The sequence below is a fragment of the Dehalococcoides mccartyi 195 genome (assembly GCF_000011905.1).
Taxonomy (GTDB): Bacteria; Chloroflexota; Dehalococcoidia; order Dehalococcoidales; family Dehalococcoidaceae; genus Dehalococcoides; species Dehalococcoides mccartyi.
Window position 1 is genome coordinate 483,310 of record NC_002936.3, and the last position, 11,946, is coordinate 495,255.

At 50.0% G+C, this 11,946-nt stretch carries 12 protein-coding genes; 5 read left to right on the plus strand and 7 right to left on the minus strand.

What is annotated here, in order from left to right:
* Window positions 1-14 precede the first annotated feature (14 nt).
* Window positions 15-1,196 (plus strand): bifunctional sugar-1-phosphate nucleotidylyltransferase/acetyltransferase, encoded by a 1,182-nt coding sequence (gene glmU, locus DET_RS02835; RefSeq protein WP_010936307.1) that lies wholly within the window; start codon window positions 15-17, stop codon window positions 1,194-1,196.
* A 1-nt stretch (window position 1,197) separates the two neighbouring features.
* A complete protein-coding gene (glmS, locus tag DET_RS02840; protein ID WP_010936308.1) occupies window positions 1,198-2,979 on the plus strand; it encodes a glutamine--fructose-6-phosphate transaminase (isomerizing) in 1,782 nt (593 codons plus the stop codon).
* A gap of 7 nt (window positions 2,980-2,986) precedes the next feature.
* Here the strand turns inward: glmS and DET_RS02845 are convergent, their stop codons facing one another.
* Both DET_RS02845 and DET_RS02850 read right to left on the minus strand, forming a co-directional pair.
* On the minus strand, window positions 2,987-3,439 hold the full coding sequence (locus DET_RS02845; protein ID WP_010936309.1) for a YbhB/YbcL family Raf kinase inhibitor-like protein: 453 nt from the start codon (window positions 3,437-3,439) through the stop codon (window positions 2,987-2,989).
* Between the two features lie 11 nt (window positions 3,440-3,450).
* Complete coding sequence (locus DET_RS02850; RefSeq protein ID WP_010936310.1) at window positions 3,451-4,155, minus strand: HAD family hydrolase; 705 nt, start codon at window positions 4,153-4,155, stop codon at window positions 3,451-3,453.
* A gap of 139 nt (window positions 4,156-4,294) precedes the next feature.
* Here DET_RS02850 and lysA point away from each other — a divergent pair, with 139 nt between their 5' ends.
* From lysA to DET_RS02865, 3 genes are read left to right on the plus strand one after another with little or no spacing between them, the layout of a single operon-like run.
* Window positions 4,295-5,599 (plus strand): diaminopimelate decarboxylase, encoded by a 1,305-nt coding sequence (gene lysA, locus DET_RS02855; RefSeq protein WP_010936311.1) that lies wholly within the window; start codon window positions 4,295-4,297, stop codon window positions 5,597-5,599.
* Window positions 5,600-5,613: 14 nt separating this feature from the next.
* Window positions 5,614-6,633: an ATP-binding protein gene (locus tag DET_RS02860; RefSeq protein ID WP_010936312.1), complete on the plus strand. Its 1,020-nt coding sequence runs from the start codon at window positions 5,614-5,616 to the stop codon at window positions 6,631-6,633.
* A 2-nt stretch (window positions 6,634-6,635) separates the two neighbouring features.
* Window positions 6,636-7,469, plus strand: a complete 834-nt coding sequence (locus tag DET_RS02865) for a PSP1 domain-containing protein (RefSeq protein ID WP_010936313.1) — start codon at window positions 6,636-6,638, stop codon at window positions 7,467-7,469.
* Here DET_RS02865 and DET_RS02875 read toward each other — a convergent pair.
* From DET_RS02875 to rplI, 5 genes are all read right to left on the minus strand, one after another.
* The gene (locus DET_RS02875; RefSeq protein ID WP_010936314.1) at window positions 7,455-7,988 is read right to left on the minus strand and encodes an HNH endonuclease; all 534 of its coding nucleotides are present in this window, start codon (window positions 7,986-7,988) and stop codon (window positions 7,455-7,457) included. The genes DET_RS02865 and DET_RS02875 overlap by 15 nt on opposite strands.
* Before the next feature lie 71 nt (window positions 7,989-8,059).
* The gene (locus DET_RS02880; protein ID WP_041223338.1) at window positions 8,060-9,472 is read right to left on the minus strand and encodes an ATP-binding protein; all 1,413 of its coding nucleotides are present in this window, start codon (window positions 9,470-9,472) and stop codon (window positions 8,060-8,062) included.
* Complete coding sequence (locus DET_RS02885) at window positions 9,396-10,106, minus strand: DnaD domain-containing protein (RefSeq protein WP_010936316.1); 711 nt, start codon at window positions 10,104-10,106, stop codon at window positions 9,396-9,398. Before DET_RS02885 ends, DET_RS02880 begins: the two co-directional genes overlap by 77 nt.
* Complete coding sequence (gene dnaB, locus DET_RS02890) at window positions 10,103-11,479, minus strand: replicative DNA helicase (protein ID WP_010936317.1); 1,377 nt, start codon at window positions 11,477-11,479, stop codon at window positions 10,103-10,105. Before dnaB ends, DET_RS02885 begins: the two co-directional genes overlap by 4 nt.
* Window positions 11,480-11,935, minus strand: a complete 456-nt coding sequence (rplI, locus tag DET_RS02895; protein ID WP_010936318.1) for a 50S ribosomal protein L9 — start codon at window positions 11,933-11,935, stop codon at window positions 11,480-11,482.
* Between the last annotated feature and the right edge of the window lie 11 nt (window positions 11,936-11,946).

Genomic DNA, 11,946 nt, shown 5'->3' on the forward strand with positions numbered 1-11,946 from the left:
GCGGGGAGTGAAATATGAAACAGGCAGTTATACTGGCGGCCGGTGAAGGACAGCGTCTTAGGCCTTTTACCTCAAGCAAGTCAAAGGTTATGTTGTCTATTGCGGGTAAGCCACTGCTTGAGTACGTTATTGAATCCCTTGCCCGAAACGGTATCCGGGATATTATTCTGGTAGTGGGTTATAAACGTGAGCGTATCTTTGATTATTTCGGAGATGGCGGGCATCTGGGGGTAGAGATAACCTATGTCAGTCAGCCAAACCAGCTGGGTACAGCCCATGCCCTTAAGCAAACCAGAGACAAAATCAGAGGGGATTTTCTGGTATTAAACGGAGACCAGCTTATTAGTCCGGCAACCATAGGTGATTTTGTAAAAGAGCCGCCCCAGGCTGTTATGGTAAAAGCTATAAACGGTGAAGACCCCAGGCGGTACGGGGTGGTAAGCTCTTCGGGCAGGCGTTTGACCTCTATAGAGGAAAAACCCAGTATAGCTAAGAGCAATTTGATAAATACCGGCATTTACTCCTTTTCAACCCGGGTGTTTGACTATATTGCTGAGCATCTGGATATCCCGATGGTCTTGCAGTCCATGATTAAAGACGGGCTGGATATACGGGTAGCAGAAAGCCGGGGTGTCTGGCTGGATATAGTCTACCCGTGGGATATGCTCTCACTTAATGCAGTTGTCTCAGATACACTCAAGCCGGGCGTAGCCGGTACTATTGAAAGCGGCGTGGTGATGAAAGGGCCGGTGCTTATCGGCAAAAATACGGTTATCCGCTCCAATTCATATATTACAGGCCCGGTGATAATCGGTGAGGGTTGTGATATCGGGCCGAGTGTCTGTATTTACCCGTCCACCAGTATTGCAGACAATGTCACTGTCGCCCCTTTCTGCCAGATAAAAAACAGCCTTATTTACAGCGGTAACAGTATCGGGGTGGCTTCGGTTATTGAAGATTCGGTTATAGACCGGGGCTGTGTGATTCGCGGCCAGTTCAGCGCCCCTTCCGCCGAGGTGGAAACCCGCATAAATGATGAATTACATAAAATAAAAGTAGGTACTATGATGGGTGAAGACTGTATGGTGGGGAACGGTGCAGTTCTTCAGGGCGGTACGGTGGTGGGAAATTCCAGCCGTATAGCCCCTTTAAAAACCCTGTCGGGCAGTATACCTGACGGCAGTCTGGTGGTCTAGAATGTGCGGTATAGTGGGTTACACCGGTAAACGCCAGGCACAGGCTGTTTTATATGATTGTTTGTGCCGTCTGGAGTACCGCGGGTATGATTCCTGCGGCATAGCCGTAAACACGCCTGAGGTGCAGGTTTTTAAAGATGCAGGCAAAGTCCGTAACATACTTCAAAATGCCCCCCGGTTTGAGGGTACAGCCGGTCTGGGGCATACCCGCTGGGCTACCTGCGGTGAACCAACCCGGATAAATGCCCACCCCCACATAGACTGCACCGGCAAAATCAGCCTGGTGCATAACGGGGTAATAAATAACTATGCCCAACTCCGCAAACGGCTTGAGGCTAATGGCCACAAGGTTGTTTCAGATACGGACACCGAGCTTATTGCCCATTTGATAGAGGAGTACGATAAAGGAAACCTAGAAGAAGCCGTCCGTCAGGCAGTGAAGGAGATAGATGGCTCTTATGCTCTGGTGGTGATGCGTTCCGGGGATAATACCCTGGTAGCGGTGCGGAAGGACAGTCCGCTGGTTATCGGGGTGGGGGACAGTGAGTATCTGGTAGCTTCAGATGTGCCTGCTATTTTAGGATATACCAACCGGGTTATATATCCGGAAGAGGGGGATATTGCCGTTATCAGCCCGGACAGCCTGAAAATAAACCGGAATGGCGAATATATTATTCCCCGTGTAGAGAAGATAAACTGGACGCCGGATGAAGCCCAGAAGGGCGGCTACAGCCACTATATGCTTAAAGAAATACACGAACAGCCGCAGGTTATTCAAAATACCCTGATAAATATGCCCCTGACGGAGTCTTTTTATAAATCCCCGCTGCTGGAGCAGGGCCGTAAGACCGGCATACTGTTTCTAGCCTGCGGCAGTTCATACCATGCGGCTCTGACCGGCCGCTATTTGGTAGAGGAACATCTGAATATACCCGTCCGTCTGGAGGTGGCTTCAGAGTTCAACTATATGCAGCATTTACCGCCCTGCAAACTGGCCGTGGTGCTTAGCCAGTCTGGCGAAACCGCAGACATTTTGCGGGCCATGCGCCGTTTAAAGCAAGCCGGTTGTATGATAGTGGCCATAACAAATGTAGCCGGCAGTACGGCTGCCCGTCTGGCAGACCATGTTATATATACTCAGGCTGGGCCGGAAATAGGGGTAGCAGCTACCAAGAGTTTTATTGCCCAGCTGGTAGTCCTGTACGCTTTGTGTTTTGCCTGTGCTTCTGCTGCCAGCCCGCGTTATCAGGATTATTTAAGCACTATGCGGCTTTTACCCGGTGCTGTCCAGAAAATACTGGGCAGCCACCAGAATATTAAAGATGCGGCTATAGAAGTAGCCAAAGCTAAAAGTGCCTTTTTTATAGGCCGGGGGATTAACTATCCTATTGCCCTGGAGGGTGCTTTGAAGCTAAAGGAGATTTCGTATATCCATGCGGAGGGCTATGCTGCCGGGGAACTGAAACACGGGCCGTTTGCCCTGCTTTCTCCGGAAACGCCGGTGCTGGCGTTGGTTAGCCGTGACCAAACCTATGAAGCCATGTTGACTGGGCTGCGGGAAATAAAGGTACGGCGCGCACCTTTGATTGTTATCGGTGAAGACGGAGACGACCAGCTTGAACAGCTGGCAGACCGGGTGATAAAAATTCCGCCCTTCAACCGGCTGTTCAGTCCCATACTCTTTTCAGTAGTGCTTCAGCTGCTGGCATTTTATGCGGCTTATGAGCTGGGGCGTGACATAGATACCCCCCGCAATCTGGCTAAAAGCGTCACAGTAGAGTAGGTATTTCTCAGGCTACAAACAGGCCGGTAAGGTCTGTCTGGTCAATTATATGCCCTTCCATAGCCTTGATAAGGTCTGCCTGGTGGCTGCCGGCTTTCAGCCGCAGCACTGTATCCAAAGCAAACAGGCGGAAATGATAGTGGTGCACCCGGTTGGGCGGGGGATAAGGTCCTGTATAGCCGGTTTCTCCGGCGCTGTTTAAACCCTGGCGGATACCGTCAGGCAGGTTGGGCTCAGCGGGAACAGCTTCGGGCAGCCCCTCCCTGTCAGACGGGATATTGTAGATAAGCCAGTGGGTAAATGTTTTGGAGGCGTCCGGGTCTTCCAGTATAAGGGTCAGGCTTTTAGTGCCTTCCGGCAGCTTCATCCACTCCAGAGGGGGCGAAATGTTGCCGCCCAAACCGGAGTAACGGCGGGGAATATACTCTCCGCAGGCAAATGCACTACTACCTAGAAGCATATCCGCCTCCTCTAAGTATTGTCTATGCAATACTCCAGCTCAGCCAGCCCGGTTATCCTGCGGCAATCTTTCAAATCCAGATAACAGTTACGCCGGTCAAGCAGAACGGGGTTCAGCCCGACATTCATTGCTCCCATATAATCTACCTGATACTGGTCACCTATGTATAGTACTTCTTTGGCAGTCAGGCCGCTTTTTTTCAGGGCTGCCTGAAAAATAAGGGGATTGGGTTTAGTTACGCCCACCTCCTGAGAAATCACTACCGTTTCCAGATATTTATTTAATCCGGTTTTGTTAAAAAGTTCGGACATATCTTTCTCGGCGTTTGAAATAAGCCCTATTTTCAGGTTGCGCTTTTTCAGGTTTTCCAGGCAGGGTATTACATCTTGATAGAGGGTCATCTCCCATTTCAGGTTTTTCCAGCGGCTAATCAGGTTATTTATAAGCTCAGGTTTGGGCTCAATACCAATTTCCTCAAGGATAATCCGGTAATAGTGGCTCCAAACCGCCATTTGTTCCGCTCTTTCCCTCAGGCTTATAGGTTTTTGGGCATTTTGCTGGTAAAAATATTCGTCAGCCTTGTTCACGGGCAGGTAGAGGTCATCTTCATTTATCGTGTAGCCCAGTTCGGCAAGCAGCTTAACCGTCATCTCCTCGCGGCTGGGCTGGTATCCTATCAGGGTATTATACAGGTCAAAGAAAACACCTTTTATCATCTGGCACTCCAGGGTATTATTTTATGCTTCATTCTAGTCTAATAAAATAAATTAAAGCAAATTTGAACGGAGGGCAGGTTTAATTAACATGGCAATCTTCATTGACGCAGTTGCTTTAGCACTGGTATGATAAGCAATTATGGAACCAAGAATACAGGTATTCCCCAAAAACACTGAAGTAAAAAATAACCGCCTGGTTATCGGCGGTGCAGATGTTGCCGGGCTTTGTGCCAAATACGGCACGCCCCTGTACGTTTTTGACGAGGCTACTATCCGCCAGAACTGCCGTGACTTTAAACGGGAGTTTTCCCGCCGCTACGCAGACAGTTCGGTGAGTTATGCCTCAAAAGCCTTTTTGCATCCGGCCTTGCTGAAGATACTTGCCGAAGAGGGTATGAGTCTGGACGTGGTTTCCGGCGGAGAGCTGTCTATTGCCAGCAGCGCCGGTTTCCCTATGGATATGGTCTATTTCCATGGAAATAACAAATCTGCTGATGAACTAAGGCTGGCGCTCCGTCTGCATGTCGGGCGGATTGTGGTAGACAGCTTTGATGAAATCAAACTGCTGTCAAAACTGGCGGATGAGAGCGGGCATATTCCGGATATACTCCTCAGGCTTACTCCGGGAGTAGATGCCCATACCCATCACCATATTACTACCGGCAAGCTGGATTCCAAATTTGGTTTCCCCCTGTTTCAGGCAGCCGAAGCGGTAGGTTTGGCTATGGCGCAGGCCAGTCTGAATCTGGTCGGTTTCCATTTCCATATCGGTTCCCAGATATTTGAAACCCAGCCCTTCCTTGATGCTATAGATTTGGTGCTGGAATTTGCCGCTCAGGTTCAGGAACGCTATGGTTTTGACATAGAGGAGCTGGATATCGGCGGCGGTTACGGCGTTCAGTACGAAGTGGATAAACCTGCACCCCAGGTATCTGTTTATGCGGAGGCTATCGGCGCTAAGATTGTCTCCAAGTGCCACAGCTTAAAGCTGACTCCCCCCAGCCTTAATATTGAACCGGGGCGGGCTGTCATAGCTCAGGCAGGGGTGGCCTTGTATACGGTGGGGGTTATTAAAGATATTCCCGGTATCCGGGTGTATGCCTCGGTGGACGGGGGCATGGGTGATAATATCCGCCCGGCTTTGTATGAGGCAAAGTATGAGGCGGTGGTGGCAAATAATGTCCAGTCTTCAGAAAAACAAAAGGTAACTGTAGCAGGCAAGTTTTGCGAATCCGGTGATATACTTATAACCGATATTGAGCTGCCTGTCCTCAAGACAGGTGATATACTGGCAGTGCCCTGCTGCGGGGCTTACTGTTTGCCTATGTCCAGCAATTACAACGGCTATCAGCGCCCGGCTGTAGTGATGCTGAAAAATGGTGAAGACCGCCTGATACGGCGGCGCGAAACTGTGGAAGACCTTAGCCGTCTGGATTCGGTCTAAGCCGGGTTTCTTATATGTGGCAGATAATAGGTCAGGACAAGGCAGTCTCCTTCCTCTGTAACAGCCTCAATCAGGACAAGCTTTGCCACGCCTATGTGTTTTACGGCCAGTCCGGGGTGGGTAAGAAACGGATGGCACTTAGTTTTGCTCAGGCGCTAAATTGTCAGGCTGCCTCACCCCCATGTCAGGAATGCCCGGTGTGTGAGCGCATCATGGCCGGAAACTTTCCGGATGTTATCCATATAGAGCTTCTTTCAGCCGAAGATTCCTCTGACGGCAAAGCTAAGGCCGAAATAGGGGTTAAACAGGTAGAGGATATCCAGCACGCCGCCAGTTTGCCCCCGTTTGAGGGCAAGTACAAGGTTTTTATTATCCATCAGGCTGAAAAGCTGTCAGTAGAATCTTCAAACCGCCTTCTGAAAACGCTGGAAGAGCCGGGTTCTCAAAATATCTTTATTTTGCTGACCGCTGATAAATCACTCCTGCTGCCCACGGTTTTATCCCGTTGCCAGATTTTGGAATTAAAATATGCCGAAACCGGTCTTATCCATGAGGCATTTATTAAGCAAGGTTTGGATGAAGAAAAAGCTGAACTTTTGTCTCACCTGAGTTATGGCCGGGTGGGCTGGGCTATGGAAGCAGCCTCAAACCCCGAAATTTTGGAAGAACGTAAAGCTAAGATTGATAAGATTATGCGGGTACTGGGGCAGGACGAGGAAGACCGCTTTAATTATGCCGCTGATGTTTCAAATCTGTTTGGTAAAAACCGGGCAGAGGCTGAAGAGGTACTGGATATGTGGCTGGGGCTTTTTCGGGATATGCTGCTACTTAAGGCTGATGCCGGCCAAAACATGACTAATATTGATTATAAAGATATACTATATCAGGCCTGTGGCGGGCTTGGGCTTGTGGATATACGTGCGGGTATAGATAATATACTTAAGGCCCAAAGTCAGCTGCGGGCAAATGCCAACCCCAGGCTTTGTCTGGAAGTGCTTATGCTCAGTTTGCCCTTGGTAAAGGAAGGACTATAAAAATGGTTGATATTGTAAAGATACGCTATAAACAAGCCGGCAAGATATATTATTTTGACCCTGCCGGTTTTGAACTTTACCCGTATGACTGTGTAGTGGTGGAAACCAGCCGTGGCGAAGAACTGGGCTGGGTGGTTGCCTCTCCTTCACAGGTAGAGGAGAGCAGTCTGGAACAGCCGCTGAAGCCTGTTATCCGTCTGGCTACCGCTGAAGATATGGCCCGAGAACGCCAGCTGGAAGAGAAAAACCAGAGTGCAGTTTCGGAATGTATAGAGCTGGTAGACAAGCTGAATCTGCCCATGAAACTTATCAGGGCGGAATACAGTCTGGATGAAAACCACGTAACCATATATTTTTCAGCCGAAGACAGGGTGGATTTCCGCGAACTGGTCAGGGAGATTTCACGCAAGCTGAGAGTCAGGGTAGAGCTTCGGCAGATTGGCCCGCGGGATGAGGCCAAGATGGTGGGCGGTTACGGCCGGTGCGGACGGGAACTTTGCTGCTGCAGTTTCCTGAGTGAGTTTGACCCGGTGTCTATAAAAATGGCTAAAGAGCAAAATTTGCCGCTAAATCCCCAGAAGATTTCAGGTGTTTGCGGCAGGCTTCTTTGCTGCCTTGATTATGAATATGAAACCTACAAAGCCGCCAAGGCTAAGATGCCTAAGGACGGGCTGAAGGTAATCACCCCGGTAGGCAAAGGTGAAGTGGTCGGCGGTAACCCCTTGGAAGAAATGGTATTTGTTCTGCTGGAAAGCGGGGCTAACGCCGAAGTGCCTTTGAAGGATATCCGCCCGGATAAAGAAGGCCGCCGTCCTGATGCCTCACTCCACCGCTAATTTGGGTTCGTTTTCAAGCCCCAGGTAAGGCCGCCACTCATGGCGGATACTGCCGTTTGATCTGGGCAGTGAATATCCGTATCTGTATTGGGGTACTCCCGGCGTACTCAGAAGCTTCATATGGGCTTGTTCGGGGGTGCGTCCGGCTTTAAGGCGGTTGCAGTGCAGGCAGGCGGTTACCACGTTTTCCCAAACATGGGGTCCCCCCTGATGCTTGGGGTTAACGTGGTCTATAGTCAGCTCCAGGTCTTTGCGCCCGCAGTACTGGCAGGTATGCTTATCCCGGCTGAATATTTCAGCCCGGTTCAGTTTGGGGCGGAGGGGCGGGTGCTTTATAAGGCAGGATAGGCGTATAACTGAGGGCAGGGCAAAGAGGTCTTTTTCAGAGTGCCAGAAACCTGACCCGTTTTCCAGCATCTCGGCTTTGCTCTGGTAAACAAGCAAAACAGCCCTCCGTACGTGGCATACGTTCAGTGGCTGATAGTCTTGGTTTAAGACCAGTACCTGATGGTTATCCATCAAACACCGCTTCCCCCTGAAAGATTAAGTTTATTCTAAACAAAATCCTCATATAGGGCAAGTTTGTTCGCTTAGCGTTGGGGGCGGGTAGTCCTGTTAATACGGGATACCGGGCGCTGTTTTTGCTGGCCGGTGCTGTCACAGCGGAAGTTAGGGGCAGTGATGTTAAACACCATGCTTATCTGGGGATCAACAAAGCGTGAGCTTATGGCTACCTCTATTTCACTCAGCGGGCATCTGGTGGTAATTACGGTGGGCAGACGGCGGTTATAGCGGTAATTTATTACCTGATAGAGTTTTTCCTGAGCCCAGGGGGTGCTGGACTGTTCGCCGAAATCATCCAGTACCAGCAGTTTGGCGTTTTTAACCGCATCAAACATCTGGTCGTAAGAGGTTTTGCTCTCAGGGCTGAAGGTTGAACGCAGGTGGTCTAAAAATTCGGGTACGACCACAAACATGGCGGGTTTGCCCTGGCGGTAACGTTCATTGACAATGGCAGATGCCAGATGGGTCTTGCCGCAGCCGGTTTCTCCTTGAAAAACCAGCCAGCTTTCGGGGTTTCGGGAAAACTCCAGAGCCAGGTTGTAAGCGGCTTCTATATTCTGGCGTTGCTCAGGCGGCAGGTTTGAACGCTTGTGGTCATAATTTTCAAAGGTCATTTTCTTTTGAAGCGCCAGAGCATTATCCCAGCGGTATTCCAGGGTGTCCTCCGGGTTTGAGGCAACCGGATATATCCTGGATACAGATTTATCCAGCAGACGGCTCTGGATACGGGAATCAAGCTCGTTTATAGGTGTAGACAGGGTAATAATAGTGGGCAGTTCCTGACTGAAACGGTAGGTAAGCAACTGGTCAAGTTTTTCTTTTGACCAGTCCGAACCGCTCTGGACGGTAAGGTCATCTATTATCAGCAGGGGGGCGTTCTTAAGTATGTCAAAGCTCTGGCTGTAAGCAGCCTCGCTGTCAGGTTCAAAAGACTTTTTCAGGTCATCTATCAGCTCGGAAGCCCTTTTATACAGCACCGGCTGCCCCATGGCAAGGCGTTTGTTGGCAATGGCGGCTGCGAGGTGGGTTTTACCCGCACCGCTCGGGCCGCTGAAAACCAGCCAGCCGGCGGGGTTGGAAGCAAAGTTCAGGGCGGCATTGTAAGCTTGGCTGAACATATTCTGATTATGCGGTTCTTCGCTTTTACCCAGCGAATTCAGCTTTTCAAAGGTGTATTTTTGCAGACCTCCCAGACAGCTATAGGTCAGCAGCCGTTTTTCCCTGTCCGCACCGGATTCGGTCTGGGTGCACTGGCAGGGGATTACCCGGCTAAAATCCGTTACCCCTTCGGCGGAAACAGGGTACACGAACTTTGCCCCTTTACATAACGGGCATAAGTTTTCTTCGGCCGCTTTATCTGCCTTACCTTTGGACGAGGTGGTCGAAGAGCTGCCCTTTATATTTATCTGTTTCCCCAGTATGTCCTTTATGTGTTCCACTGTTTTTTCCCTGACTTGACCAATTTTCCAGTATTCGTTCTATATAACGCCAGTTGCGTTTATTCAGGTTGACCGCCTCTTTTATGGCTTCGGCAATCCATTCTTCGGGGTAGAGTTTTTCCGCCTCTTTCAGGTTGTCTGCCAGCATGGGGGTCAGCATGCCTATATTCTGTTCGTAAAGTTTAAATATATTTGGCTGTTCGGCTTGGCCGCTTATTACTTCGGTTGAGGCTTCTTTTAAGCCGGGCAAAACCAGATTGCCGGTTTTTATCTTTTCCACCACTGCCGCTTCTGATTCGGTATTTACAAAATAAAGCTGGTGGGTGTGTTTGCCGCTTTTTATTTCCAGCCCCAGCAGGGTTCCCCGTTTTACGGCCATTTGGAGGGCTTTATCCAGTGATTGCAGGCTTTCGTCCCGCGTTTTGCCCAAGGCTTTTACCAGGGTTTCTTCGGCTGCCAGTTCAGCCAGCGTGGTGTATCTGGGGTATCCTTTTTTTGCCTGAATAAGGCTGAATACCGCCAGGCTTACCTTCAGTTCGGTCATATCTTCTATTAGGGGAGCTACCCGGTGGATAAAAAAGCGGGATACGGGGGTAAACTCCTGTCTGGCGGGGAATAATGGCGCATTGCTCATAAGAAGCTGGGCTCCGTGCTTGAACCCAGATTTTCAAAGCGGGTCAGGTCATGCCGGAAGCGGCACTTTACAGTGCCGATAGGGCCGTTACGGTGTTTGGCTATGATAATATCCGCAATTTCGCGCGGGTATTCCTGGTCAGGGTGGAGGTTTGCCCATTCATCTTCTTTATAATAAAACTCGTCACGGTATATAAAGACCACTATATCCGCGTCCTGTTCAATGGAGCCTGATTCACGCAAATCTGAAAGCTGGGGCTGATGGGAGGAGCGGAACTCCGGGGCACGGGAAAGCTGGGATATAGCTATAACCGGCACATTCAGTTCGCGGGCAATACCTTTCAGCGAACGGGAGATATAGCTTATTTCCTGCACCCGGTTCTCTTTGCCGCTGCCTTCACCCTGAATAAGCTGCAGGTAGTCCACAATAATAAGGTCTATATTTTGCTCGTAGCGCAGCCGCAGGGCTTTACTCCGTATTTCGGCTACCCTTATCTGGGGTGAGTCATCTATAAAAATGGGGGCTTCGGATAGTACGCCGATGGCATCCATTATTTTACGCTCTTCATCAGGGCTGCTTTCATTCAGGCGGATGGAACGTGAATTTACCGCGGCTTCGTTGGAAAGCAAACGCTGCACCAGAGATTCGCGGGACATTTCCAGGCTGAATATGGCGGTACAGGCTCTTTGTTCAACCGCCGCATTCCGGGCAATATTCAAAGCCAGCGAGGTTTTTCCCATGGAGGGGCGTCCCGCCATAATGATAAGGTCTGAACGCTGCAGCCCGCCTAAGAAGGTATCCATGCCGGTCAGCCCGGTAAGGACATGGGGTATGGCCTGGTAACCCTCGCTGCCGGGTATAGGCACAGGTTCAAAATATTTATCCAGAATATTTTTAATATGGGTAAAGCCCAGACTTGAGCGTTCATGGCGCAGGCGGAATAGCAGGTCTTCGGCTTTGCCCAGTGAATCCGATACGTCAGGGTCGGCCTTAAATCCCAGTTCGCTTATTTTTTGGCCTGCCTCAATCAGCTGGCGCATGACCGAAAGACGGTAAACTATGCGGGCATAGTGTTCAATATCCAGTGAGGTAGGCACTACCGTAACCACATGGCTTAAGTAGGCTGACCCGCCGCATCTTTCCAGTTTGCCCAGCCGCTCCAGTTCCTGGGCTACGGTAACCTGATTGATGGCTTCACTCCGCCCGTAAAGGGACATACAGGCCTCAAAAATAAGGCGGTTAGATTCGGTAAAGAAATCCTGCGGCTTTAAGATGGGTATAATATCAAAAATAGCCTGCCCGTCTATCAGCAGAGAGCCGCTTACCGATTCCTCGGCATCTACATCATAAGGGGGCATTTTAGCATCAAGCAACTAAGTGTTCTCCTCAGCGGTGATTATCAGGTTTATTTTAGATGACAAATCTTTATTAAAACGGATAACTACCTCGTAGCTGCCCAGCTGGCGGATAGGTTCGGAGAGCTCCAGTTTGCGTTTATCTATGGCTTTGCCGGTTTGTTTTTCAATCTCGGCGGCAATTACAGTGGTAGTTACCTGCCCGTAAAGTTTATCTTTTGCACCGGTCTTGGCCTTTATGCTTACGTTAGTGCCGTCAAGCTCTTTGGCTAACTGCGCCATTTCAGCTTCGGCTTTAGCTTTGCGGCGGTCTTCAGCCGCCTGTTTGGCTGCTATTTCGCTGGTTACCGAGGCAGAAGCCGGCATAGCCAGTTTGTTGGGTATAAGATAATTACGGGCATAGCCGTCATTTACTTCTTTTACATCCCCGGTTTTCCCTCTGCCGGGTACATCTTTCAGAAAAGCAACCTTCATGCCAACCCCTT

What these genes read in the sequence shown, in the direction of transcription:
- glmU (WP_010936307.1), top strand. Translation starts at nt 15, where the DNA reads ATGAAACAGGCAGTTATACTGGCGGCCGGTGAAGGACAGCGTCTTAGG.
- glmS (WP_010936308.1), top strand. Translation starts at nt 1,198, where the DNA reads ATGTGCGGTATAGTGGGTTACACCGGTAAACGCCAGGCACAGGCTGTT.
- DET_RS02845 (WP_010936309.1), bottom strand. Translation starts at nt 3,439, where the DNA reads ATGCTTCTAGGTAGTAGTGCATTTGCCTGCGGAGAGTATATTCCCCGC.
- DET_RS02850 (WP_010936310.1), bottom strand. Translation starts at nt 4,155, where the DNA reads ATGATAAAAGGTGTTTTCTTTGACCTGTATAATACCCTGATAGGATAC.
- lysA (WP_010936311.1), top strand. Translation starts at nt 4,295, where the DNA reads ATGGAACCAAGAATACAGGTATTCCCCAAAAACACTGAAGTAAAAAAT.
- DET_RS02860 (WP_010936312.1), top strand. Translation starts at nt 5,614, where the DNA reads ATGTGGCAGATAATAGGTCAGGACAAGGCAGTCTCCTTCCTCTGTAAC.
- DET_RS02865 (WP_010936313.1), top strand. Translation starts at nt 6,636, where the DNA reads ATGGTTGATATTGTAAAGATACGCTATAAACAAGCCGGCAAGATATAT.
- DET_RS02875 (WP_010936314.1), bottom strand. Translation starts at nt 7,988, where the DNA reads ATGGATAACCATCAGGTACTGGTCTTAAACCAAGACTATCAGCCACTG.
- DET_RS02885 (WP_010936316.1), bottom strand. Translation starts at nt 10,106, where the DNA reads ATGAGCAATGCGCCATTATTCCCCGCCAGACAGGAGTTTACCCCCGTA.
- rplI (WP_010936318.1), bottom strand. Translation starts at nt 11,935, where the DNA reads ATGAAGGTTGCTTTTCTGAAAGATGTACCCGGCAGAGGGAAAACCGGG.